This is a genomic window from Micromonospora sp. NBC_00617, assembly GCF_045161355.1.
Classification (GTDB): Bacteria; Actinomycetota; Actinomycetes; order Mycobacteriales; family Micromonosporaceae; genus Micromonospora.
Genome location: NZ_CP107751.1, coordinates 727,325 through 751,567 on the forward strand (window position 1 = coordinate 727,325; position 24,243 = coordinate 751,567).

Annotated in this window: 22 protein-coding genes; 11 read left to right on the forward strand and 11 right to left on the reverse strand. The window is 73.2% G+C overall.

Features of this window, described 5'->3' with window-relative positions; genetic code table 11:
- Nucleotides 1-28: 28 nt before the first annotated feature.
- Nucleotides 29-1,510, reverse strand: coding sequence for an aminopeptidase P family protein (locus tag OG505_RS03385; protein ID WP_405430891.1), 1,482 nt, complete (start codon nucleotides 1,508-1,510; stop codon nucleotides 29-31).
- 132 nt (nucleotides 1,511-1,642) lie between these two features.
- Between OG505_RS03385 and asnB the strand changes: the two genes are divergently transcribed.
- Nucleotides 1,643-3,604 (forward strand): asparagine synthase (glutamine-hydrolyzing), encoded by a 1,962-nt coding sequence (asnB, locus tag OG505_RS03390; RefSeq protein ID WP_405430892.1) that lies wholly within the window; start codon nucleotides 1,643-1,645, stop codon nucleotides 3,602-3,604.
- A gap of 86 nt (nucleotides 3,605-3,690) precedes the next feature.
- Here asnB and OG505_RS03395 read toward each other — a convergent pair whose 3' ends face one another.
- Nucleotides 3,691-4,830 carry a lytic polysaccharide monooxygenase gene (locus OG505_RS03395; RefSeq protein WP_405430893.1) on the reverse strand — a complete coding sequence of 380 codons (1,140 nt, stop codon included), beginning with the start codon at nucleotides 4,828-4,830 and terminating at the stop codon, nucleotides 3,691-3,693.
- 489 nt (nucleotides 4,831-5,319) lie between these two features.
- On the opposite strand from OG505_RS03395, the gene OG505_RS03400 reads away from it, so the two are divergent.
- Complete coding sequence (locus OG505_RS03400; protein WP_405430894.1) at nucleotides 5,320-6,471, forward strand: XdhC family protein; 1,152 nt, start codon at nucleotides 5,320-5,322, stop codon at nucleotides 6,469-6,471.
- 149 nt (nucleotides 6,472-6,620) lie between these two features.
- Nucleotides 6,621-7,556: a carbohydrate kinase gene (locus OG505_RS03405; RefSeq protein ID WP_405430895.1), complete on the forward strand. Its 936-nt coding sequence runs from the start codon at nucleotides 6,621-6,623 to the stop codon at nucleotides 7,554-7,556.
- A gap of 27 nt (nucleotides 7,557-7,583) precedes the next feature.
- Here the strand turns inward: OG505_RS03405 and OG505_RS03410 are convergent, their stop codons facing one another.
- Nucleotides 7,584-8,414 (reverse strand): MBL fold metallo-hydrolase, encoded by an 831-nt coding sequence (locus OG505_RS03410; RefSeq protein ID WP_405430897.1) that lies wholly within the window; start codon nucleotides 8,412-8,414, stop codon nucleotides 7,584-7,586.
- On the reverse strand, nucleotides 8,411-8,815 hold the full coding sequence (locus tag OG505_RS03415) for a thioesterase family protein (RefSeq protein ID WP_405430898.1): 405 nt from the start codon (nucleotides 8,813-8,815) through the stop codon (nucleotides 8,411-8,413). The genes OG505_RS03410 and OG505_RS03415 overlap by 4 nt, the downstream gene beginning before the upstream one ends.
- 138 nt (nucleotides 8,816-8,953) lie before the next feature.
- Between OG505_RS03415 and OG505_RS03420 the strand changes: the two genes are divergently transcribed.
- The gene (locus tag OG505_RS03420) at nucleotides 8,954-10,012 is read left to right on the forward strand and encodes a phosphatase PAP2 family protein (protein WP_405430899.1); all 1,059 of its coding nucleotides are present in this window, start codon (nucleotides 8,954-8,956) and stop codon (nucleotides 10,010-10,012) included.
- 115 nt (nucleotides 10,013-10,127) lie between these two features.
- Here OG505_RS03420 and OG505_RS03425 read toward each other — a convergent pair whose 3' ends face one another.
- The 3 genes from OG505_RS03425 to OG505_RS03435 form a co-directional block, all read right to left on the reverse strand.
- Nucleotides 10,128-11,639: a PH domain-containing protein gene (locus OG505_RS03425; RefSeq protein ID WP_405430901.1), complete on the reverse strand. Its 1,512-nt coding sequence runs from the start codon at nucleotides 11,637-11,639 to the stop codon at nucleotides 10,128-10,130.
- 43 nt (nucleotides 11,640-11,682) lie between these two features.
- Nucleotides 11,683-12,318, reverse strand: coding sequence for a PH domain-containing protein (locus OG505_RS03430; protein ID WP_405430903.1), 636 nt, complete (start codon nucleotides 12,316-12,318; stop codon nucleotides 11,683-11,685).
- 265 nt (nucleotides 12,319-12,583) lie between these two features.
- Nucleotides 12,584-12,814: a hypothetical protein gene (locus tag OG505_RS03435; RefSeq protein ID WP_357493371.1), complete on the reverse strand. Its 231-nt coding sequence runs from the start codon at nucleotides 12,812-12,814 to the stop codon at nucleotides 12,584-12,586.
- A 239-nt stretch (nucleotides 12,815-13,053) separates the two neighbouring features.
- Here OG505_RS03435 and OG505_RS03440 point away from each other — a divergent pair, with 239 nt between their 5' ends.
- From OG505_RS03440 to OG505_RS03450, 3 genes are read left to right on the forward strand one after another with little or no spacing between them, the layout of a single operon-like run.
- Complete coding sequence (locus OG505_RS03440; RefSeq protein WP_405430904.1) at nucleotides 13,054-14,175, forward strand: AAA family ATPase; 1,122 nt, start codon at nucleotides 13,054-13,056, stop codon at nucleotides 14,173-14,175.
- On the forward strand, nucleotides 14,154-15,149 hold the full coding sequence (locus tag OG505_RS03445) for a DUF58 domain-containing protein (RefSeq protein WP_357493456.1): 996 nt from the start codon (nucleotides 14,154-14,156) through the stop codon (nucleotides 15,147-15,149). The genes OG505_RS03440 and OG505_RS03445 overlap by 22 nt, the downstream gene beginning before the upstream one ends.
- On the forward strand, nucleotides 15,146-16,096 hold the full coding sequence (locus tag OG505_RS03450) for a VWA domain-containing protein (protein ID WP_405430905.1): 951 nt from the start codon (nucleotides 15,146-15,148) through the stop codon (nucleotides 16,094-16,096). Before OG505_RS03445 ends, OG505_RS03450 begins: the two co-directional genes overlap by 4 nt.
- Before the next feature lie 358 nt (nucleotides 16,097-16,454).
- Here the strand turns inward: OG505_RS03450 and OG505_RS03455 are convergent, their stop codons facing one another.
- The 4 genes from OG505_RS03455 to OG505_RS03470 form a co-directional block, all read right to left on the reverse strand.
- Nucleotides 16,455-17,708: an acyltransferase family protein gene (locus OG505_RS03455; protein WP_405430907.1), complete on the reverse strand. Its 1,254-nt coding sequence runs from the start codon at nucleotides 17,706-17,708 to the stop codon at nucleotides 16,455-16,457.
- Entirely contained in the window at nucleotides 17,705-18,601 is an 897-nt protein-coding gene (locus OG505_RS03460; RefSeq protein WP_405430909.1) for an alpha/beta hydrolase, read from the reverse strand. The genes OG505_RS03455 and OG505_RS03460 overlap by 4 nt, the downstream gene beginning before the upstream one ends.
- A gap of 100 nt (nucleotides 18,602-18,701) precedes the next feature.
- Nucleotides 18,702-19,364, reverse strand: a complete 663-nt coding sequence (locus OG505_RS03465) for a response regulator (RefSeq protein WP_405430910.1) — start codon at nucleotides 19,362-19,364, stop codon at nucleotides 18,702-18,704.
- Entirely contained in the window at nucleotides 19,361-20,590 is a 1,230-nt protein-coding gene (locus tag OG505_RS03470) for a sensor histidine kinase (protein WP_405430911.1), read from the reverse strand. The genes OG505_RS03465 and OG505_RS03470 overlap by 4 nt, the downstream gene beginning before the upstream one ends.
- 155 nt (nucleotides 20,591-20,745) lie before the next feature.
- On the opposite strand from OG505_RS03470, the gene fabG reads away from it, so the two are divergent.
- The 4 genes from fabG (at nucleotide 20,746) to OG505_RS03490 (ending at nucleotide 24,190) form a co-directional block, all read left to right on the forward strand.
- Nucleotides 20,746-21,450, forward strand: coding sequence for a 3-oxoacyl-ACP reductase FabG (gene fabG, locus OG505_RS03475; RefSeq protein ID WP_405430912.1), 705 nt, complete (start codon nucleotides 20,746-20,748; stop codon nucleotides 21,448-21,450).
- Nucleotides 21,451-21,484: 34 nt separating this feature from the next.
- Nucleotides 21,485-22,252: an enoyl-ACP reductase FabI gene (fabI, locus tag OG505_RS03480; protein WP_405430914.1), complete on the forward strand. Its 768-nt coding sequence runs from the start codon at nucleotides 21,485-21,487 to the stop codon at nucleotides 22,250-22,252.
- 113 nt (nucleotides 22,253-22,365) lie between these two features.
- Nucleotides 22,366-23,418 (forward strand): ferrochelatase, encoded by a 1,053-nt coding sequence (locus OG505_RS03485; RefSeq protein ID WP_405430915.1) that lies wholly within the window; start codon nucleotides 22,366-22,368, stop codon nucleotides 23,416-23,418.
- Nucleotides 23,411-24,190 (forward strand): HAD-IIA family hydrolase, encoded by a 780-nt coding sequence (locus OG505_RS03490; protein ID WP_234588479.1) that lies wholly within the window; start codon nucleotides 23,411-23,413, stop codon nucleotides 24,188-24,190. The genes OG505_RS03485 and OG505_RS03490 overlap by 8 nt, the downstream gene beginning before the upstream one ends.
- The last annotated feature ends 53 nt before the right edge of the window (nucleotides 24,191-24,243 follow it).

The window sequence follows — 24,243 nt, forward strand, 5'->3', positions numbered from 1 at the left end:
GGCGGGGCCCGCCGGGGGTCGTACCGGGTCAGGCGGGCAGGCGGGGGCCTGCGTCGCGCTGCTCGGCCAGCCAGGTCTCCACCTCGTCGGCGGTGCGCGGCAGGCCGGCTGACAGGTTCACCGCGCCGGTCGCGGTGACCAGGACGTCGTCCTCGACGCGGATGCCGATGCCGCGCAGTTCGGCGGGGACCAGCTCGTCCTCGGGCTGGAAGTACAGGCCCGGTTCGACGGTCAGCACGTAGCCCTCGCCCAGGGCGCCGTCGCGGTACGTCTCCTTGCGGGCGTTCGAGCAGTCGTGTACGTCGATGCCGAGCATGTGACCGAAGCCGTGCAGCGTCCAGCGCCGGTAGACCGAGGACTTCTCGTCCATGGCCTCGTCCACGCTCACCGGCAGCAGGCCCAGGTCGGCCAGGCCCTCGGCGAGCACCCGCATGCAGGTCAGGTGGACGTCCTTGAACTTCACGCCGGGCCGGATCGCGTCGATGCCGGCCTGCTGCGAGGCGTACACGATGTCGTAGACCTGCCGTTGCAGGGCGGTGAACCGGCCGTTGACCGGCAGCACCCGGGTCACGTCCGCGGTGTAGAGGTTGCGCCCCTCGACGCCCATGTCCATCAGCAGCAGGTCACCCGGACGGGTGGCGCCGTGGTTGTGCACCCAGTGCAGGATCGTGGCGTGCTCGCCGGCGCCAACGATCGAGCCGTACCCGACGTCGTTGCCGTCGTGGCGGGCTCGCAGGGCGAAGATCCCCTCCAGCAGGCGCTCCGAGACGGCCCGGTCGGCGGGGAGGATCCGGGCCACGTCCTCGAAGCCGCGCACCGTGGCGTCGATGGCGTCCTGAAGCTGACCGATCTCCCACTCGTCCTTGACCAGCTTCTGCTCCGAGATGGCGATCGCCAGCTCCCGGTCGCGGGGCGGCTGCCCCTCGGCGCGGACCCCGTCGTACGGGCGGACGGCCGCGTCGACCTGGGCGTCGAAGCCGCGCAGCACCCGGGTGCGACCGGGCGCCAGGTCGGCGAGCGCCGCCTCCAGGCCGGTCAGGTCGGCGGTGGGCAGGCCCAGCTCGCTGGACTTCTCGCCGAGGGTGTGTCGCCGGCCGACCCACAGCTCGCCGTGCCGGCTGCGGAAGAACTCGTCGGTCTCCCGGGACGAGCGGGGCCGCATGTACAGCGTCGCGTCGTGCCCCGAGCCGTTCGGGCGCAGCACCAGCACGCTGTCCGGGTCGTGGTCGCCGGTCAGGTAGGCGAAGTCGCTGCCCGGCCGGAACGGGTAGGCCGTGTCGTTGGCGCGGACCTTCTCGCCGCCGGTCGGGATGACAAGTGTCTCGCCGGGGAAGGCCGCCGAGAGCGCGGCGCGGCGCTTGGCGTAGTTGGGCGCCTCGGGACGGGGCGTGACCGGGAGTTCGGTGTCCCGCCAGTCCTGCCGCATGAAGGACAGAAACGCCTCCGGAAAGTCCGGATCGTGCGATTCCGTGCCGTCTGTCGGCGTACCGTCGGTGCGTTCCTCGGTCATTGCGCCGCTCCCTCCGCTTCGTTGCTGGTCCCGACGGTACCGCGTGCCCGGTTCGTGTTGGTGGCGGCCGGAGCGCTCCGGATCGACGGACGGCTGCGACGGGCCGACGGACCGCGTGGAAAGATGACCACCATGTGCGGACTCCTGGCCTTCTTCAGCGCGAACGGCAACGCCGCCGCGCACCGCGACCACATCGCCGGAGCATTGGAATGCCTGCACCACCGCGGCCCCGACGAGACAGGGGTCGAGGTGGTCGGCGACGCCTCCGGCCGGTACGCGGACGGCGTGTTCGCCCACAAGCGGCTCGCCATCATCGACGTCGCGTCGAGTCACGAGCCGCTGCCCTACGCGAACGGTCGTTATCTGCTCACCTTCAACGGTGAGATCTACAACTACATCGAGCTGCGCGACGAGCTCGTCCGGAACTTCGGCGCGCAGTTCGCGACCGCCGGTGACGGCGAGGTGATCGTCGCCGGCTACCACTTCTGGGGCGAGCAGGTGCTCACCCGCCTGCGCGGCATGTTCGCCTTCGTCATCTGGGACCGGCAGGAACGGCGCGCGTTCGGTGCCCGTGACTACTTCGGCATCAAGCCGCTGCACTACCTGGAGACCGCCGACGGGCTCTACCTGGCGTCGGAGAAGAAGGCGCTGCTGCCGTTCGCGCACAGTAGCTACCAGGGCGACGCGGGCGTCGACACGGCCAACCTGAGCCACTACCTGACCCTGCAGTACGTCCCGGAGCCCGGCACCCTGCACAAGGGCATCAACCGGATCGGCTCCGGGGAGTACCTGACCTGGTCCCCGGGCGGGCGCATCGACGTACGCCGGTGGTACCGGCCGGTGTTCCGGCCCGCGCCGGTCGACGACGAGCAGAAGCTCTACCACGAGATCCGGGAGACGCTGCGCGAGAGCGTACGCATGCACATGCGCTCCGACGTGCCGGTCGGGTCGTTCCTGTCCAGCGGCATCGACTCGACCGCGGTCGTCGCGCTGGCCCGCGAGTTCAACCCGAACATCCTGACCTTCACCGTCGGCTACGACGTGCCCGGATATTCGGAGATCGACGTCGCGCAGGAGTCGGCCCGGCACCTGGACGTCACCACCATCCCCACCAAGATCGGTCCGCAGGACATGATCGACGCGCTGCCGAAGATCGTCTGGCACCTGGACGACCCGGTGGCGGACCCGGCGCTGGTGCCGCTGTACTTCGTGGCGAAGAAGGCCGCCGAGCACGTCACCGTGGTGCTCTCCGGCGAGGGCGCGGACGAGTTCTTCGGCGGTTACACGATCTACCGGGAGCCGCTGTCGCTCGGCACCGTCAACGGCCTGCCCGGCGGCGTGCAGAAGGGCCTGCGTGCGGTCTCCAAGGCGATCCCGCAGGGGGTCAAGGGCAAGAGCTTCCTGGAGCGCGGCACCACCCCGATCGAGGAGCGCTACTACGGCAACGCCCGGATGTTCACCGAGGAGGAGAAGCAGCACCTGCTGCGCCGCTACGACCCCTCGGTGCGCTACACGGACGTGACCGCCCCGATCTACGCCGAGTGCACCGAGCTGGACGACGTCACCAAGATGCAGTACGTCGACCTCTACACCTGGCTGCGCGGCGACATCCTGGTCAAGGCCGACCGGATCTCGATGTCGCACTCGCTGGAGGTGCGGGTGCCGTTCCTCGACCGCGAGGTCTTCGACGTCGCGGCGAAGATCCCGGTGGATCTCAAGCTGCCGCCGCGCTCCGACGCCACCAAGTACGCGATGCGTCAGGCGTTGCAGGGTGTCGTGCCGCCGGCGATCGTCAACCGCAAGAAGCTGGGCTTCCCGACGCCCACCCGGGTCTGGCTGCGCGGCGAGATGTACGAGTGGGCCCGGCACGTGCTGAGCACCTCGGGCGCGGGTGACCTGCTCGACCTGTCGTACGCTCTGCGGCTGCTCGACGAGCACAAGCGGGAGGAGGCCGACCACTCCCGCAAGGTGTGGACGGTGCTGATCTTCTGCATCTGGCACGCCATCTTCGTGGCCAAGACGCTCGACCCGGGCATCCAGCGCAACCAGTCGGCTCTGCTGACGAAGCCGGTGGTCGGCTCCATGGTCCGCTGACCAGCGACCCCACCCTGTCGATCAAGAGGTTTGCGTCACCCGAGTGACTCCGGGTGACGCAAACCTCTTGATCATTTCAGGGATCCTCAGCGGCGGGCGCAGGTGACCGTTGGGATGCCGTTCGTCCCTGTGCTGCTGGCCAGGAAGCCGAACGTGGTCGTGCCCTCCGGTGCGATCGTGCCGTTGTACGAGACGTTCGTCGCCGTCACCGAGGCGCCGGACGTCGTCTGGGTGGCGCTCCAGATCTGATTGATCGCCTGCCCGTTGGGCCAGGTCCAGGACGCGGTCCAGCCGGCGAACGGCGTACTGCCGTGGTTCATGATCGTGACTTCGCCCTGGAAGCCACCCTGCCAGGCGCTGGTCACCTTGTAGACGGCCATGCAGTCACCGGTCGACGGCGGCGGCGTGGTCGGCGGCGGGGTGGTCGGCGGCGGCGTGGTGGGCGGCGGCGTGGTGGGCGGGGGAGTGGTCGGCGGCGGCGTGGTGGGCGGCGGCGTGGTGGGCGGGTTCGAGCCGCCCGGACCCACACCGGTCACCTGGCCGTTGCCGCCGTCGAAGGCCACGTCGGAGCAGCCGAAGAAGTTCTCCTGCGAGTCCGAGCGCACCCAGCGCGAGTAGATGATGTGCCGGCCGCTCTTACCCGACGGCAGGTTGCCGCTGAAGTAGTAGTGACCGTCATTGGTGCCGACGCCGCCGCGCTGCGGGGGGTTGGTCACCGTCAGGAACGGCTGCTCCTCCAGGTCACTCCAGGCCAGCGCCCGGGTCGGGCTCCAGCTGTCCTTGGTGACGTAGAAGTAGAAGGTGCCCGGGTGGTGCGCCCAGTTGCTGTACCGGAAGTCCAGCCGTGCGCCGGAGGTCAGGTGGGTCAGCGGCCAGTCGGTGCGGGGCAGGTCGTAGCCCCGGTAGCCGGTGTTGCCACCGCTGCACAGCTGCCCGTCCGGAATGAAGCCGGTGGTGCGGCCACCGGCGTCCGAGCGCAGCACGCTGAACCAGTTGTAGAGCGAGTTCGTCCCGCTCTGTGCCACCGCGGCGGCGCACGCGGGGTTGTTCGGCCTGATCTCACCGGTCTGGCTGAGGCCGTCCTGCCAGCACAGGTAGGTCCGGGCACCCGGCGTCATCGCCGCGCCGTGCGCGGCCGCCGGTTGCGGACTGGACGCCAGGGCTACGGCGCCCAGCGCGAAGGTAAGGGCCGCGGTGAGCAACGCGGCCGTACGGGAACGGTTCACGGGTTCTCCTGACTCGCGAGGCGTGCCGCTTGAGCCGCCCCGCCGCAATCGGGTGGGGTTGTGGTGTCGGCGCAGCGCCGTGGGGGCGGATGCGGCGATCACGGTGACGTGCCCCGGCCGAAGTGCGGCCAGCGGACACACGCCATCAACGGTCCTGTCCTGGACCGGTGCCCTCGCGTCGAACCAACCCGGCAACCGGCGGCGCGGCAGCCCTCGCACCGCCCGGTATGCGTCATCCCATCACGTCACCGGCCGTCGGCGCAATAGTCGATCCTCGATGTGCGAATCGCGGGTGGCGCGACCAGTCGTGCCGTCGTCGGCTCACCCGTCTCCGGATCGGACTGGCGGCTTCTCTCCTATAGTGATGGTCTGCATCCCCACGGCGACGACGGCCGTCCGGGTAGATCTCCCGCGTCGGGGCGGCGCACGTCGCCGTGCCGGTCGTGCGGGGGAGACCGGACGGCGACGAGACGAAGGAGGCGGCAGCGCGTGCCCGACGTGTTCGACGACCTGCACCGCCGCTGCCGCGCCGGCGAGCCGGTCGCCCTGGCCACCGTCGTCGCCACCTGGCGATCGGCGCCACAGCCGCCCGGCGCCGCCATGCTCGTGGCCGCCGACGGCACGGTCACCGGCAGCGTCTCCGGCGGCTGCGTCGAGGCCGACCTCTACGAGCGTGCCCGCCACGTGCTCGACACCGGTGTACCGGAGCTGGTCCACTACGGCGTCAGCGACGACGAGGCGTACGCCGTGGGCCTGACGTGCGGCGGGATGCTCGACGTGTTCGTGGAGCGGGTCGACGGCGACGCCCGCACGCAGTTGGACGCGGTCGCCGCCGCGCGCCAGGCCGGCGAACCAGCCGCGGTCATCACCTGCGTGGCGGCCGACGCCGGCGACCCCCCGGGCGCGGCCCCGACCGACCCGGCCCGGCGACTGGGCCGACGGCTGGTGCTGACCAGTGGGCAGGTGACCGGCTCGCTCGGCGACGACCGGCTGGACGACGCCGCGACCGACGACGCGCTCGGACTGCTCGCCGCCGGGCACAGCGGCGTGCTCCGGTACGGCTACCAGGGGCAGCGCCGGGGCGCCGGCCTCAGCCTCTTCGTGGCCGCGTACGCCACCGCGCCCCGGATGATCGTCTTCGGGGCGATCGACTTCGCGGCCGCGGTGGCCCGGATCGGCGCGTTCCTCGGCTACCGGGTGACCGTCTGCGATGCCCGGGCCGTCTTCGCCACCGACCGACGCTTCCCGGACGCGCACGAGGTGGTGGTGCAGTGGCCGCACCGCTACCTGCGGGCCGAAATCGACGCCGGCCGGGTCGACGCGCGCACCGTCGTCTGCGTACTCACCCACGACCCGAAGTTCGACGTGCCGCTGTTGGCGCTGGCCCTGCGCCAACCACTGGCGTACGTCGGCGCGATGGGGTCGCGGCGCACCCACGACGAGCGGCACAAGCTGCTGCGCGAGGCCGGGCTCAGCCCGGAGCAGCTCGACCGGCTCGCCTCACCGATCGGGCTGGACCTCGGCGGTCGTACGCCCGAGGAGACCGCCGTGAGCGTCGCCGCGCAGATCGTCGCCGCCCGCTGGGGCGGCAGCGGCCGGCCCCTGTCCGCGCTCGACGGGCCGATCCACCACCCGGGCTGACGCCGGCACCGGTACCGCGTCATCGCCGCCCAGCAGGGCGTTCGTTGTGCCAGCCTGGTCCCAGCCGACCAGGTCCGCCCGATCGCCCGCGGCGGGCCGGCCGGCGGCACGCCGGGGCGCTGCCGGCTGACGACGACGAAGGGACTTCGATGGGGTACGCGGTGGTGTTCGGCGAGGCGCTCGTCGACCTGCTCGACACCGAGCGCGACGGGGAACGGGTCTACCGGCAGGCGATCGGCGGTGGGCCGCTCAACGTCGCTGTCGGGGTGACCCGGCTCGGCGGTGCGGCGCAGTTCGTCGGCTCGCTCGGCGACGACGTGCTGGGCGGGCGGATCCGCGGCTTCCTGACCGATGTCGGCGTCGGTCTCGCCGGTGCGGTCACGGCGCCGGCGCCGACCACGCTCGCGGTTGTCACCTACGCCGGGCCGGAGCCCGACTTCCGGTTCTACGGCGAGCCGCCCTCCTACGGCCTGTTCGGGGCAGACGATCTGGACCTGGCGCTGCTGGAGGGCGCGGACGTGCTCTACTGCGGCTCGGTCGTGCTGGTGCAACCGCGCACCCTGGCCGCCGCGCGCCGGGCCTGGTCGCTCGCCGCCGGGCTGCGCGTCTTCGACCCGAACGTACGCCCCCGCCTGCTCGACGGGCCGGCGGCGCTGGACGGGCTGCGCGAGGTGGTGGCCGAGTTCGCTGCGGGCGCGCACCTGGTCAAGCTGAGCACCGCCGACGCCGCGCTGCTCTACCCGGGCGAGCCGGTCGAGGGGGTGGCCGCGTACCTGCGTGAGCTGGGCGCGGCCACCGTGGTGGTGACGCTCGGCGCGGCCGGCGCGGTGCTGGCCGCCGCTGGCGCGGATCCGGTACGGGTGCCGGCCCCCAAGGTCAACGCCATCGACGCCACCGGCGCCGGCGACTCGGTCATGGCCGCGCTGATCGCCGACCTGCTCCTCGACGGCGAGCCCGACGAGCCGGCGGGCTGGGTCGAACGGGTGGCCTTCGCGCTGCGCGTGGCGGGCCTCGTCTGCGAATCCCCGGGCGGCGCCACGGCCATGCCCACCCGCACCGAAGTCAACCGCCGCTTCAACCCCTGACCCCGCCCCGCCGGCGGGAGCCGGGGGTCAGACCGTTCCGTTTAGTTCGGTGTAGCCGCGGCGGGCGGCGATCAGGGCGGCGCGGGCGCCGAAGGGCGCCTCGGCGGCCACCCGCTCCGGTGGCGCGTCGCCGGCGTGCGCGGCGCGGATCAGCCAGGCCAGTCGCGCCAGGTCGGCGTGCTGGGCGCGGACGAACCCGACGTCCACGGGGTCGCCGTGGCCCGGCACGACCACCGTGCGCGCCGTCGTCAGCCGCAGCAGGTCCGCGACCGCGTCCGGCCACTGCAGGGGGTACGAGTCCTCAAAAGCGGGCGGGCCGCTCTGCTCCACCAGGTCGCCGGCCACGAGCACGTCCGCGTCGGGCACGTGCACCACCACGTCGGCGTGGGTGTGCCCGCGCCCGGGGTGCCGCAGCAGCACCCGCCGGCCACCCAGGTCGAGCGGGGTTTCGGTGTGCACCGTGTGCGTCGCAGCGAGCAGTGGGGTGTCGGCCAGCTCGGCTGCCAGCTCCGGGTGCTCCGTGCGCACCTCCTCGTACGCCTCCCGGCGCAGCCGCTCCGGCTCGTCGCGCAGGGCCGCGGCGGCCCGCTCGTGCGCGTACACCGGGCGGGGTGGGTCGCCGGCCAGGACGGCGTTGCCGAAGCAGTGGTCGTAGTGGTGGTGGGTGTTGACAAGCGTCAGCGGACGGTCGGTGACCTGCCTGACGGCGGCGGCCAGTTCGGTGGCCTGCCCGGCCGACGAGAGCGTGTCCACCAGCAGCGCCTCGTCGTCGCCGACGACCAGGGTGACGTTGACCCGCAACAGGGGCTCGCGCAGCACGTACACCCGGTCGGCGACCTCGGTGAACCCGGCGCTCACGACGACCGCCCGGCCCGGTCGACGAAGCGTTGCCGGTCCACCATGATCCGGTCGACCCGGCCCCGGGCCACCGTCTGGTCGCCGTCCGCGACGGTGACCTCGAACGACAACCGGCGACCGTCGACCGCCGCGAGCAGAGCCTGTGCCCGTACCGTGCGCCCGACCACCGTCGGCGCGAGGTGCTCCAACTCGACCCGGGTGCCCACCGTTGTCGACCCGGGCGGCAGCGTGGTCGCCGTGGCCGCGACGGTGGCCGCCTCGGCGAGTGCGAGCACCCGGGGTGTGCCCAGCACCGGTACGTCCCCCGAACCGACCGCCTGGGCGGTGTCCGTGTCGGTGACGGTCAGTTCGACCTGGGCGGTCAGACCCGGCGCGAAGGCCGGCTCGGGCTGCTCCTGCATGGTCGTCAGCCTAGGTGCTCGCCGAGCCCGTCGAGCACGCGCCCGGCGATCCGCACACCGACCGCCGCCCACGCGTGCACGGCGTCCCCGGGTGGTCCCCGTCGGTCGATGCCGTACCCGTCGTTAACCTTGACGGCGATGGCCGTCGTGACTGACCCCCAGCCCCCCGCCCGGACCGACCCGCCCGCGTCCCCGGACGGTGGCCGTCGGCGCACCGTCGCCATGACGGTCTGGGCGGTCGCCTTCGTCGCCGCCTGGCTCGCGATCGGGCTGCCCACCGACCCCACGTACGCCTTCGTGTGGATCTGGCTCGGGACCATCGCCTGGAACAGCGACCGCCCGTGGCGCAGCCACCTGCGCTTCGCCCGGGACTGGGTGCCCGTGGTGCTGCTGTTCGTCATCTACAACCTCTCGCGCGGGTTCGCCGACAACGGGGCCACCCCGCACGCGATGGAGCTGATCGTCGCCGACCGGTTCATGTTCGGCTGGGCCACCGGCGGTGAAGTGCCCACCATCTGGTTGCAGGAGCACCTGTACCGCCCGCAGGTGCACTGGTGGGACGTGGCGGCGAGCTGGGTGTACTTCTCGCACTTCGTGGTGGCGCTGGCCGCCGCGGCGGTGCTCTGGCTACGTGACCGACACCGCTGGGCCGCCTACATGCGGCGCTGGGGTTTCCTCTGCGCCGCCGGCCTGGTTACCTACTTCATCTACCCGGCCGCCCCGCCCTGGTGGGCCGCGCAGAACGGCCTGCTCACCGAGGTCGCCCGGATCTCCACCCGGGGTTGGAAGGCGTTCGGCATGCACGGCGCCGGCAACGTGCTCAACGCCGGCCAGATCGCCTCGAACCCGGTCGCCGCGATGCCGTCGCTGCACACGGCGTGGGCGCTGTTCGTGGTGCTGTTCTTCCTGCACACCACCCGTCGGCGCTGGTGGCCGTTGCTCCTCGCGTACCCGCTGGCGATGACCTTCACCCTGGTCTACTCCGGTGAGCACTACGTGATCGACGTGCTGGTGGGCTGGGCGTACGTCGGGCTCACCTACCTGGTCGTCGGGCTGGCTGAGCGCGGCTGGGCGGCGCTACGGGCCCGCCGAGCGGGGGTCGCCGACGCACCACCAGGGCGGACCGTCGCGCCCGAACCATCGGCCGACAGGCACCCCACACCAGGCGACCAACCAGCGATACCCGCCGACCACTGACCGACCCGCGCCCGGCCCCCACCCCAGGCTCCGTCGATCAAGTTATCGGCCGCTCGCTCGACGTGTCGGGGCGACAACTTGATGATCATCATCGGAGGGTGGTGGGGTTGGTGGGTTAGGGCGTGCGGCGGGCTTTGGTTGCTCGGGTGGTCAGCTCGGCTGCCAGGGCCCACGCCTCGATGAGGTCCCGGTCCTGGGCGGCCGCGCCTGAACCGCCAGCGGTGTCCGCGTACACGGTCGCCAGCCCCAGTCGGCGCTGCACCGGCCCCTGCACCACCCGTACGCTCTGGATCCGCGCGTACGGCACGATCACCAACTGCCGGGTGAGCAGTCCGGACCGGGTGGCGAAGACCCGCTCGAACAGGCCCGCTCCGAGCGCGCCGCGTCCGAGCGGGTGCAGCCAGCGCGTCCGGGGTGGTGGTGGGCTCAGCGTCAGCGCGTCCAGGCGTACGCCCGGAAGCACCTCGGTGACGATCATCGTCGCGGTCGGCAGGTCCCCGACCGGCAGCAGCCGGTCCGGCCGGTTGCGGTCGTCGGCCTCCGCCACGGAGTAGCCGGCCACCTCCAACCGCAGCCGCAGCCAGTCGTTGACCCGCCACAGCAGCGGCCAGGTGGCCCGTACGGTCTGCACCCGCGCCAGCGGCACGGTCTGGGCGCGCGTCTCCAGCAGGCCGTTGTGCACCCGCAGGGTGCCGCCGTCGAGGGCCAGCCGGAAGTTCCAGTCGTCGAGGACCCGGCGGATCGGTTGCAGCAGCACACCGGCCATCGCGGTCAGCGTGCTCGCCACCGCGACGAAGGACCACGACTCGGCGGTGACGAACTGCACCACGACGAACGCCAGACCGAACGGGAGCAGGAACGCCTGCGGGGTGAGCAACTGACTGACCAGCAGGTTCTGGTTGCGCACCGCGTGCAGTGGCCGGCCCGGCGCGGCCGTCGGCGTCCCAGGTTCCGCCGAGGGCGCGGTGACGCCCGGCGGGGCCGTCCGCCCGGCGAGCGCCAGCAGCCGCTCGCGCAGGCGGGCCGCGTCGGCCACTCCGAGGTACGCCAGCGGCGCCTCGGTCTTGCCCCCGCCGACCACCTCCAGGCGCAGCTCGGCCAGGCCGGTGAGCTGGGCGAGCAGCGGCCGGACCACCTCCACGGCCTGCAACCGCTCCAACGGGATGGCCCGGGTACGCCGCCAGAGCAGCCCCTCGTGCACCCGCAGTTCGCGGCCCACCACGTGGTAGCCGGTGTTGTACCAGCTGATCACCGACAGCACGGTCGCGCCGAGCGCCAGCACCACCACCATGGCGGCGAACCAGCCGAAGCCGACCCGCGACAGCGTCGACCAGGACAAGCCCGCGACTACCACGACCAGCGACTTGGCACCGTGTAGCAGCGGGCTGAGCGGGTGCAGCCGGTGCCGCGGCTCACCGTCACCGCCGCCCGACGACGCCGGCCACGGGTAGACCGCGCCGGGCGGCACCCCAGGCGGTCCGGCGGGGTACGGCAAAGCAGGCGGGCCAGCGGGATGTTGCGGAGCAGGCGGAGCAGCGGGGTACGGCGCATTGGGCGGGCCGGCGGGAGGCGCGCTGCCGGCGGGCAGCGGCGGCCGGGTGCCCGGCTCGGCGGGACCGTCGCTCATCGGGCCGGCCCTCGGCGGTGCCGACGGTCGCCCGCGCGGGCGGTCACAGCCCCTCCGCCCGGTCCTCGCCGAGCGCGGTGAGCCGGTCGCGCAGCCGGGACGCCTCCGCCGGACGCAGCCCCGGCACCCGCGCGTCACTGGCGGCCGCCGCCGTGTGCAACTGCACGGTGGCCAGGTCGAAGGCACGCTCCAGCGGGCCGGCGCTCACGTCGACGAACTGCATGCGGGAGTACGGGACGATGGACAGCCGCCGGACCAGCAGCCCGTGCCGCACCAGCAGATCGTCGTCGCGCTCGGCGTAGCCCCAGGCGCGTACCGCGCGGACGATGGCCGTGGCCCGCCACCCGCCGAGCACCACCACGAGGGCGAGGGCGAGCCCGAACAGCCAGTGGCCGCTCAACGCCCAACCGATCGCGGTCACCGCCAGGCCGATGGCCACCACGACCGCGAGCCGGATCAGCTCCACCCAGATCAGGTTGGTGGAGATCGGCTGCCACTGGACGGTGTCCGGCCAGGGCTCCAGCGGCCCCCGCCCCGACGACTGCGCACCGGAGTGGGTCAACGAAGCAGTGCCCGGCGGCAGGAGACCCGGCGACGGCAGGTTGGACGGGGGCGGACCGGCGTCGTGCCCGCCGGACGGGGGCAGGGCGCTCGGCGGCAGCGGGGCCGGCCATGACACGTCCGGTGGGGATGGGTCCGGACCGAGTGTGCCGGGTGCCCCGAACGCGCCGGGCGGCGGCGCGACGCGGGACGGCGGACTGGCCGGGGAGGTGGGGTCGGGGGAAGTCGGACGGTCGACGCGGTCTTCCGCGCTCACCGGCGGGCGCCGTTCCGTGCGCCGCAACGCCGCACGAGCCGTGCGTCGTGTGCCGCCGCCTCTCCCTGCCCGTCGGCGGCGCGGAGCGCCACGCTGCCGTGCCTCATCGGTCGCTCGCTGCGCTCGCTCACGTGTCGAGGGTAGGCGATCCGGGCACCGGAGTGACGGCACGAAGGAAGCCGCGAACGTTCAGGAATTCGCCGAGACTGTCGCGGTGCTCGGCGCAGGCCAGCCAGGTCTTGCGCCGATCGGCGGTGTGCAGGCGCGGATTGTTCCACTCCAGCGCCCAGACGGCGGGGGCGCGGCAGCCCCGGGCCGAGCAGACCAGGGGCTCGTCGGCAGGGGAGGGGAGGCTCATCCGGGTCAGTCTAGGGCGGCCGGACGGAGAGCTTGAGCGCCGGGCGGCCACGGGGGGAGCCGCCCGGCGACGGGGTGAATCGTACACGCGGCGGGCCGGTCCCTGTCCACCCGTGACACGCGATTCGGGCATTGGACGCCGCGGCGAAAATCGGCTTCTCCCCACCTCGACACTCAGGAAGGCGTGCGAGTCTTGATACCGCACCTGCCGCGACGACCGACCAACGCTGTGGAGGACCGGTGGCCCAGCCGACCACGCCCGACGCCCCGACGCCGAACGGGGCGGCACCGGACACACCCGCGCCGGTGACCACACCACCGGTGACCACCCCTGCGCAGGACGCCACCCTGCTGGAGAAGGCGCTCTTCGAGATCAAGCGGGTGATCGTCGGGCAGGACCGGATGGTCGAGCGGATGTTCGTCGCGCTGCTCGCCCGTGGCCACTGCCTGCTCGAAGGCGTGCCCGGCGTGGCCAAGACCCTGGCCGTGGAGACCCTCGCCAAGGTCGTCGGCGGGTCCTTCGCCCGGGTGCAGTTCACCCCGGACCTGGTGCCGGCCGACATCATGGGCACCCGAATCTACCGGCAGTCGAGCGAGAAGTTCGACGTCGAGCTGGGCCCGGTCTTCGTCAACTTCCTGCTCGCCGACGAGATCAACCGCGCTCCGGCCAAGGTGCAGTCGGCGCTGCTGGAGGTCATGAGCGAGCGCCAGGTGTCCATCGGCGGGGAGAGTCACCGGGTGCCCGATCCGTTCCTGGTGATGGCCACGCAGAACCCGATCGAGCAGGAGGGCGTCTACCCGTTGCCGGAGGCGCAGCGGGACCGCTTCCTCATGAAGATCGTTGTGGGCTACCCGACCGACGCCGAGGAACGGGAGATCGTCTACCGGATGGGCGTTACCGCCCCGGAGCCGACGGCGGTCTTCGACACCCCCGAGCTGATCGCCCTGCAACGCAAGGCCGACCAGGTCTTCGTGCACAACGCCCTGGTCGACTACGCGGTGCGCCTGGTGCTGGCCACCCGCGCACCCGCCGAGCACGGCATGCCGGACGTCGCCCAGCTGATCCAGTACGGGGCCAGCCCGCGCGCCTCGCTCGGCCTGGTCCGGGCCACCCGCGCGCTGGCGCTGCTGCGCGGGCGCGACTACGCCCTGCCGCAGGACGTGCAGGACATCGCCCCGGACATCCTGCGCCACCGGCTGGTGCTCAGCTACGACGCGCTCGCCGACGACGTGCCGGCCGACCACATCGTGCACCGGGTGATGTCGACCATTCCGCTCCCGGCCGTCGCGCCCCGACAGCAGGCCACCCCGCCGCCGAGTACCCCGCCGCCGGGCGCCGGCTGGCCCGGGCAGCGGCCGTGACCTCACCCACCCCTCGTCCCGCCCCCGACCGCAGCGAGGCCGTGCTGTCCCGACTCCAGCTGCTGGTCACCCGCAAGCTCGATGGTCTGCTCCAGGGTGACTACGCCGGCCTGCTCCCGGGCCCGGGCAGCGAGGCGGGCGAGTCCCGGGAGTACCGCCCCGGTGACGACGTACGCCGGATGGACTGGCCGGTGACCGCGCGGACCACGACGCCGCACGTGCGGCGTACGGTCGCGGATCGGGAGTTGGAGACGTGGCTGGCCCTGGACCTCTCGGCCAGCCTGGACTTCGGCACCGGGAAGTGGCTCAAGCGGGAGGTGGTGGTGGCCGCCGCCGCCGCCATCACCCACCTGACCGTGCGCGGCGGCAACCGGATCGGCGCGGTGATCGGCACCGGTGGCGGCGCGTCCGCACCGGCGCGACGGTGGCGGGGCGGCCCACCGCCGGTCGGGCCGGGGGTGCTCACCCGACTGCCGGCCCGCTCAGGCCGCAAGGAGGCGCAGGGCCTGCTGCGGGCCGTCGCCGGCACCGCGATCCAGCCCGGCCGGGGAGATCTGGGCGCGCTCGTCGACATGCTCAACCGTCCGCCCCGGCGACGCGGGGTGGCCGTGGTGGTCTCGGATTTCCTGGCGCCGACCGAGCAGTGGGCCCGGCCGATGCGCAAGCTGCGCGTCCGGCACGACGTGCTGGCGATCGAGGTGGTGGACCCGCGCGAGCTGGAACTGCCCGACGTGGGCGTGCTGCCGGTGGTCGACCCGGAGAGCGGTGAGCTGCACGAGGTGCAGACCGCCGACCCGCGGCTGCGGCAGCGCTACGCCGAGGCCGCCGCCGCCCAACGGGCCGCGATCTCCGCCGCGCTGCGTGGCGCCGGCGCGGCCCACCTGCGTCTGCGTACCGACCGAGACTGGCTGCTGGACATGGTGCGTTTCGTGGCCGCGCAGCGGCACGCCCGCACCCGGGGGACGACACGATGATCCGTTTTCTGCAACCGTGGTGGCTGCTGGCCGTGCTGCCGGTGCTCGCCCTCGCCGCGTTCTACATCTGGCGGCAGCTGCACCGCCGGGCGTACGCGATGCGGTTCACCAACGTGGACCTGCTGCGGACCGTCGCGCCCAAGGGTCTGGGCTGGCGGCGGCACGTGCCGGCGACCGCGTTCCTGCTCTGCCTGCTGGTGCTCGCCACCGCCCTGGCCCGTCCGGCGGTGGACACCAAGGAGCCGCTGGAACGGGCGACTGTGATGCTCGCCATCGACGTGTCGCTGTCGATGCAGGCCGACGATGTGGCGCCGAACCGGCTGGAGGCCGCGCAGGAGGCGGCCAAGCAGTTCGTCGGCGAGCTGCCGGAGAGCTACAACCTGGGTCTCGTCTCGTTCGCCAAGGCGGCCAACGTGCTGGTGCCGCCGGGCAAGGACCGGGGCGCGGTGACCGCCGCCATCGACGGGCTGGTGCTGGCCGAGGCGACCGCGACGGGCGAGGCGGTGTTCACCTGCCTGGAGGCGATCCGGTCGGTGCCGGCCGACGGCGCGGCGGGTATCCCACCGGCGCGGATCGTGCTGCTCTCGGACGGGTTCCGCACCTCGGGTCGGTCGGTGCAGGAGGCGGCGGCCGCCGCGCAGGCGGCCAACGTGCCGGTCTCCACCATCGCGTTCGGCACCGACAACGGTCAGGTCGACATCGGTGGGCAGCTCCAGCGGGTGCCGGTGGACCGGCTGGCCCTGGCGGAGCTGGCCGAGACCACCGAGGGCTACTTCTACGAGGCGGCGTCGGTGAGCGAGCTGAAGCAGGTCTACCAGGACATGGGAAGTTCGATCGGGTTCCGCACCGAGCCACGCGAGGTGACCCAGTGGTACGCGGGGTTGGCACTGCTGCTGGCGCTCTGCGCCGGCGCGCTCAGCCTGCTCTGGTCGTCACGGATGCTCTGACCGCCGGCCAGGGCGCGGACGGCCAGGAAAGAGACAGGGCGGCGGACGACCAGGAAAGAGAACGGGCCGGCGGTGGTCAGTGACCGCCGCCGGCCAGGACGAAGACGACGGCCACCCAGACGGCGGCGAGGGTGAAGCCCAGCGGGGCGACGTAGCGGCTCATGGACGGCTCCGAGTGGCGGCTGGACGGTCCGCGTGCGGGGGCGGACCGCAGGGGGTGGGGACGCGCACACGAAGTCGTGACCGGGCGGCTCCCGGCGACCGTCCGGTGAAACCGGACGGCGCGGCACACGCGCCTGGCGTCAGCCGAGGCGGTGGGGGAGCGGAGCGGGGTCAGCTCGCCAGACTGAGTCGTGGCTCAGCGGGGCTGACCATCGGCCCGGCCACGACTAGGAGGATCGCTATCTCGCACAGCGATCACCTCCTGCAAGTCGACCGGGCCGGAACGTCGATGATCGTACACCTGGGCCGGTGTCGGGACGCACTCGGCCGACCGGTCGGCGACCGCTCCACCGCCCGGCCGACGCCACCGGTCGGGGCCGTCCGTCGACCCCTGCCGGCGGCCCGTGCGCACGACGGTGACCAGCACCGCGGCGAGCAGGGGCAGCCAGCAGAACCGGGCCAGCACCCACGTCGGCCCGTCCGGCGCGGTGTGCAGCCCGGGCAGGGCCAGGCCACCCCGGGCGGTGAGCGCCGTCACCGTGACCAGCACCGGCTGGTGCCACAGGTAGATCCGCACGGCGTTGTGGTTCACCACGGTCACCGCCCGGCCCGGCAACGGTCGGGCCAGCAACCGTTCCCAGCCGGGCCGGGCCAGCAGTCCCAGCCCGACCTGCGTGAGGGCCAACGCCACCGCCAGCAGCGACGGCGGGTTCAGGTTGGACACCCCGTCCCCAGGCACTCCGACCGCGCTGACCGGGTAGCCCACCGCCAGCAGCACGGCCAGCGCCGCGGCTCCACCGGCCGCCAGCAGGCCGGCTGTCCGCCGCCCGGCCAGGCGCCCGTCGGCGTACGCCAGGCCCAGCAGGTAGGGCACCGCCCAGGCCGCCACCACGCTGACCGGTGCCACCGTCACGCCGTCCGGCAGCAGGCGGACCGCCACGTCGCTCGCCGCCACCACGGCCACCGCCGGCACGACGCAGCGGGCCAGCCCCCACCGGCGTACGGCGGCGCGCAGCGGGCCACTCACCGCCACCAGGAGCAGCAGCGGCACCAGGAACCAGAGCGGACTGACCGCCAGTCGCAGCCCGACGGCGAGCGTGTCGTCGGGTGCGCCCGCCACGGTGGCGGCCAGCAGCACGGCGGCGCCGGCACCCAGCAGCGCCACCGTGGGCAGCAGCAGCCGGCGTGACCGGCGGGCCAGCCAGCGACCCGTCCCGCCCCGGTGCCGGGCCAGCGAGCGGGCCGAGCCGAAGCCGGCGGCGAAGAAGAACAGGCCGAGCGTCTGCAACACCCAGGTCACCGGGCGCAGGTCGGGCAGCGTGGTCAGCGGGCTGGCCTGGTGCAGCCCGCCGTCGCCGGCCAGCACCAGAGCGGTGACCAGCCAGTGCCCGAGCACCACCTGACCGATCGCGTACGCCCGCAGCGCGTCGACCGTGCGGTCGCGGCTCACCGGGCGTCCTCGACCGGGCCGGCGCCCAGCACGACCGCCGTGACCGCGACCAGGGTGGCGCTGCCGGTCGCCAGGTAGCTGTCGTGCCCGGCCACCCCGTCCACCGGCAGCGGCCGGGCGCCGAACGCCGGATCGCCGGGTCGACGCCCGTAGCCGAGACCGGGCAGCCGCAGCGGTGGCACCCGGCGGATCCAGTCCGACGGCGCCTCGGCCGCCCAGAACCGCAGTCCGTCACGCAGGTCGGCGGCGCGCTGCACCCCAGCGCCGACGCCACCGAGGCTGACCACGTCGGTGACCTGCGCCGGGGCGTGCGTCGCCGCCAGCGCCGCCACCAACGCCCCGTAGCTGTGCCCGATCACCGTGATCGTCGCCGCGGGACGACGTGCGGCCAGCTCCCGCAGCAGCCGGGCCAGCCCGACCGCCCCACGCCGAGCGCTGGCGTCGCTGACCGCGGTCACCACCCCGTCGGGCGGGTCGTAGCCCAGCCAGGCCAGCACCGCGACCCGCGCCGTCGGGTCGGCCGACCGCAGCTGCCCGTACAGCTGCGTGGCCTGCACCCCCGGGGCCCGCCGGGCCACCCCGCCCAACCCGCGGTCGAAGTCGGTCAGCGTGCTGCCCACCCCCGGCACCAACACCGCGATGCGGTCCGCGCCGGCCAGGTCGCCGATCACCTCCACGGCCCGGCCGTCACCGCGCTCGTCGAACAGCAGAAACCGGCGTCCGTCGGCCGCCCAGTCCGCGTACGGGGGGCCAGCCGCGCGCATCGCCGCCGCGGTGACCGGGTACGCCTCGACGAATCCCGCCGCCGCGACCGGCTCCGGCCGAGCGGGCAGGACCAGGTTCACGCCGAGCAGTGCGCTCAGTGCGAAGCGGGCGGCACCTCGTCGTCGCATCACGTTCTCCCTCCGGGTATGTCGTCCGGAGGGAGAGTGCGGGGGCGCACGGGTCGCGGGCGTCGCACCGGGGAGCCGTTTCGCGGCTGGTCCTGTGGGGCTACTCGCCGGCGGCGACCAGACCCGTCTCGTACGCCAGCACCACGGCCTGGGCCCGGTCGCGCAGCCCCAGCTTGCCGAGGATCCGCCCCACGTGCGTCTTCACGGTCTGCTCCGCCACCACCAGGTCACCGGCGATCTCCGCGTTGTTGCGACCCCGGGCGATCAACCGCAGCACCTCGGTCTCGCGGGGCGTGAGCCCGGCCAGGTCGGTCGGGCGGGGTCGGCGGTGGTCCGGGCGGGCCGCGAACTCGGCGATCAGTCGGCGGGTCACCGCCGGGGCGAGCAGCGCGTCCCCGGCCGCCACCACCCGCACCGCCTGCACCAGGTCGGCCGCCGGCGCGTCCTTGAGCAGGAAGCCGCTGGCGCCGGCCCGCAGCGCCTCGTACACGTAGTCGTCCAGGTCGAACGTCGTGAGGATGAGCACCCGGGGGCGCTGCGCCGAGCGGTCGCCCAGCAGCTTGCGGGTGGCCTCCAACCCGTCCATGACCGGCATCCGCACGTCCATCAGCACCACGTCCGGGTCGAGCCGGCGGGTGGCGGCGACGGCCTGCGCGCCGTCGGCGGCGTCACCCACCACGAGCAGGTCCGGCTGGGCGGCCAGCAACGCGCCGAAGCCCTGCCGGACCATCGCCTGGTCGTCGGCGATCAGCACCTTGATCATGCGTCTCCGCTCTCCGCCTCGTACGGCAGTTCGGCCGCCACCGCGTAACCGCCGTCGGGCAGCGGCCCGGCGGTGAACGTACCGCCCAGCGAGGTGGCCCGCTCCCGCATGCCGGTCAGCCCGTGCCCCGGACTGCCGTCGGCGGTCGGTCGGGCGTCGGCCGGGGAGTTTTCGACGCGTACTCCCAGACCGGATCGACGGGCGCGGACGGTGACGCGCACCGCGGCGCCGGCCGAGTGCCGGGCCGCGTTCGCCAGCCCCTCCTGCACGATGCGGTACGCGGCCAGCCCGACCGGCGCGGGCACCCGCCCGTCACCCAGCGGGTCGACGTCCAGCGTCACCGGCAGCCCGGCGCGGCGGGCCGCGTCCACCATCGGGCCCAGGTCGGTCAGGTCGGGCTGCGGAGCGGTCTGCGGGCCGGTGGCCTCGCTGCGCAGCACCCCCAGCAGCCGCCGCATGTCGGTCAGCGCGTCACGGGCCGAGCCGGCGATGGCGGCGAACTCGGCGGCCGCCGGCGCCGGCACGTCGGTCAGCCGGTACGGCGCGGTCTCGGCCTGCACCGCGATCAGCGACATGTGGTGGGCCACCACGTCGTGCAGCTCGCGGGCGATCCGGGTGCGCTCCTCCAGCACCGCGCGGCGCTCCTGCTCCCGCTCGCTCAGCTCGGTCTGCGCGGCCAGCGCCCGCCGGGACAGCCGGTTGCGCCGGATCAGGTCACCGACGATCGCCAGCGCGCCGAGCAGCGCCAGGACGGCGGCCCGGTTCTCCGGGCGCACCAGGGTGAGCACCGGCACCGCGGTGATCGCCACCACCCAGGCCAGCACCGGCCGGTCGACCCGCGCCATGACCACCGCGACCACCGCGACCGACCCGAGCGCCAGCGGCGGCGTCCACGGTCCGGGCAGGTCGGCCGGCGCGTTGAACGTGCACAGCAGCAGGGCCAGCACCGTGAGCCGCCAGGCCAGCAGCGGACGTCGGGGCAGCGCCAGCAGCGGCGCCACGGTCATCGCCGCGAACAGCACCGCGATCGGCGCCGGCAGACCCCAGTTGCTCTCCACGGTGAGCGTGATCCAGAAGAGGCCGAGCGCGGCGAGCAGCCCGACCGGGGCGGCGGGTCGGGCCAGCCGGGGAAAGCGGGCCAGCAGCGGTCGACCGGGCGGGGCGTCCGGGCCCCACAGGGTCTGCCGCAGCGCCCGCAGGGCCACGGCGATCGGTTGCCGGTTCACCACCCGGAGGCTACGGGCCGAGCCCGTCACGGGGCGTGCCACCAGGGGTTGATCCTCGTGTCGTACCACGGTGTGATGCGGCTCCCGTTAGCGCTTACCTACCGGTAACGCCTAGGCTCCGACGCGTCCGTGCTGACCATTCGCAAGGAGGAACCGTGGCCCGTACCGTGCTGGTGACCGGGGGTAACCGGGGGATCGGCCTGGCCATCGCGCAGGCCTTCGCCAAGCAGGGCGATCGGGTGGCGGTCACCCACCGCAGCGGCGATGCCCCCGACGGGCTGTTCGGTGTGCGCGCCGACGTCACCGACGCGGCCTCGATCGACGCCGCGTTCAGCGCCGTCGAGGCCGAGCTGGGTCCGGTCGAGGTGGTGGTCGCCAACGCCGGCATGACCGACGACACCCTGCTGCTGCGGATGTCCGAGGAGCAGTTCACCGGTGTGCTGGACACCAACCTCACCGGCGCGTTCCGGGTCGCGAAGCGGGCCTCGGGCAAGATGCTGCGGGCCAAGTGGGGCCGCATGATCTTCATCTCCTCGGTGGTGGGTCTCTCCGGCGGCGCGGGTCAGGTCAACTACGCCGCCAGCAAGGCCGGCCTGGTCGGCGTGGCCCGCTCGATCACCCGTGAGCTGGGCAGCCGCAACATCACCGCGAACGTGGTGGCGCCCGGCTTCATCGACACCGACATGACCGCCAGCCTCAGCGACGACCGCAAGGCGGAGATCCGCAAGTCCATCCCGGCCGGCCGCATGGCCAGCCCGGACGAGGTGGCCGCCGTGGTCACCTGGCTGGCCTCGGACGGCGCCGGGTACGTCTCCGGCGCCGTGATCCCGGTCGACGGCGGCCTCGGCATGGGCCACTGACCAGCGCTTCGACAACGTACGGAGGAAACCCTGCATGTCCGGACTGCTCGCCGGTAAGCGGCTGCTCGTCACCGGTGTGATCACCGAGGCTTCGATCGCCTTCTCGGTGGCGAAACTCGCCCAGGAGAACGGCGCGCAGGTCGTGCTGACCGGCTTCGGACGGCTCTCCCTGGTCGAGCGGATCGCCAAGCGGCTGCCCGAGCCCGCGCCGGTGATCGAGGTCGACGTGACCAACACCGAGCACCTGGCCAGCCTCGCCGACCGGGTACGGGAGCACGTCGACGGCCTCGACGGCGTCGTGCACTCGATCGGCTTCGCCCCGCAGAGCTGCCTCGGCGGCGGCTTCCTCGACGCCCCCTGGGAGGACGTGGCGACCGCCCTGCACGTCTCCACCTACTCGTACAAGTCGCTGGCCATGGCGGCGCTGCCGCTGATGTCGGCCGGCGGCGCGGTGGTCGGCCTGACCTTCGACGCCACGAAGGCGTGGCCGGTCTACGACTGGATGGGCGTGGCCAAGGCCGGCCTGGAGTCCGCGTCCCGCTACCTCGCCATGCACCTGGGCAAGCAGGGCATCCGCAGCAACCTGGTGGCCGCCGGACCGCTGCGCACCATCGCCGCGAAGTCGATCCCCGGCTTCGACCAGTTCGAGGAGGCCTGGGCCGAGCGGGCTCCGCTGGGCTGGAGCCTCACCGACCAGGAGCCGGCCGCCCGGGCCTGCCTGGCGCTGCTCTCCGACTGGTTCCCGGCCACCACCGGCGAGATCGTGCACGTCGACGGCGGCTACCACGCCGTCGGTTCCTGACGCTGCAAGGAAGGGCCCCCTGTTAACGCCTACGGTAGAGCAGGGGGCCCTTCCTAACACCGTGGATGACCCCGGAGCAGGGGCCGTCGCGGCCGAGGGGCGAGAATGACCTCATGGCGTACGACGCGGTGGTGCTGGTGTCCTTCGGTGGCCCGGAGCGGCCCGAGGACGTGATGCCGTTCCTGCAGAACGTGACCCGGGGCCGAGGCGTGCCGCCCGAGCGGCTGGCCGAGGTCGCCGAGCACTACCAGCACTTCGGCGGGGTGTCCCCGATCAACCAGCAGAACCGCGAGTTGCTGGCCGCCGTCCGTGCCGACTTCGCCGCGCACGGTCTCGACCTGCCCATCTACTGGGGCAACCGCAACTGGGACCCGATGCTCGCCGACACCGTGACGCAGATGCGCGACGACGGGGTGACCCGGGCGCTGGCCTTCGTCACCAGCGCGTACGGCGGCTACTCGTCCTGCCGGCAGTACCAGGAGGACATCGCCGCCGCCCGCGCCGCCGTCGGCCCGGACGCCCCGGTGATCGAGAAGATCCGCCAGTTCTGGGACCATCCCGGCTTCATCGAGCCGCACGTCGACGCCGTCCGTGCCGCGTTGGGCCAGCTCGACCCGGCCAGGCGGGACACCACCCGGCTGGTGTTCACCGCCCACTCCATCCCCACCTCGATGGCGGCCAACGCCGGCCCGCACGGCGGTCGGTACGAGGCGCAACTGCGGGAGGCCGCCGCGCTGGTGGCCGCTGCCGCCGCCCCGGACCTGGCGTACGACCTGGTCTGGCAGAGCCGTTCGGGCCCCCCGCACGTGCCGTGGCTGGAACCGGACATCAACGACCACCTGGGCACCCTCGCCGAGGGCGGCACCACAGGCGTGGTGGTCAGCCCGATCGGCTTCGTCTCCGACCACCTGGAAGTCGTGTGGGACCTCGACACCGAGGCGCTGGAGACGGCCAAGCAGCTCGGCCTGGACTTCGTTCGGGCCGGCACCCCGGGCACCGACCCGCGGTTCGTGACCATGGTGCGTGAGCTGGTCACCGAGCGGACCGACCCGGACGGCGCGCAGCTGCGTCGCCGCCTCGGCGAGCTGCCGATGTGGGACACCTGCCCCACCGTGTGCTGCGTACCGACCCGCCGTCCGACGTCCGCTGGGAGCACCGATGCATGACCGCAAGCCCGTGCAGAGCTGGCTCACCGACATGGACGGCGTGCTGGTGCACGAGGGCCAGCCGGTGCCCGGCGCACCGGAGTTCATCAACCGGCTGCGCGCCTCCGGCAAGCCGTTCCTGGTGCTGACCAACAACTCGATCTACACCCCGCGGGACCTCACGGCCCGGTTGAGTCGGATGGGCCTGGACGTGCCGGAGGAGTCGATCTGGTCGTCGGCCCTGGCCACCGGCCAGTTCCTCGCCGACCAGCGGCCGGGTGGCACCGCGTACGTCATCGGGGAGGCCGGCCTGACCACGGCGCTGCACGCGGTCGGCTACGTGCTCACCGACTTCGCCCCGGACTACGTGGTGCTCGGCGAGACCCGCACCTACAGCTTCGAGGCGATCACCAAGGCGGTCCGTCTGATCAACGACGGGGCCCGGTTCATCTGCACCAACCCCGACGTGACCGGCCCGTCGGTGGAGGGCGCGCTGCCCGCCGCCGGCTCGGTCGCCGCCATGATCTCCAAGGCGACCGGGGTGGAGCCGTACTTCGTCGGCAAGCCCAACCCGATGATGATGCGCTCCGCGCTGAACACCATCAACGCGCACTCGGAGACCACCGCGATGATCGGCGACCGGATGGACACCGACATCCTCTGCGGTCTGGAGGCGGGGCTGGAGACCATCCTGGTGCTCACCGGCATCAGCAGCCGTACCGAGGCGGAGCGCTACCCGTACCGTCCGTCCCGGATCATCAACTCGGTCGCCGACCTGCTCGACGAGGTCTGACGGCGCTGCGCGCCGCGCGCCCCCGCTCTCGCCGATCTTGCACTTACTGTCGC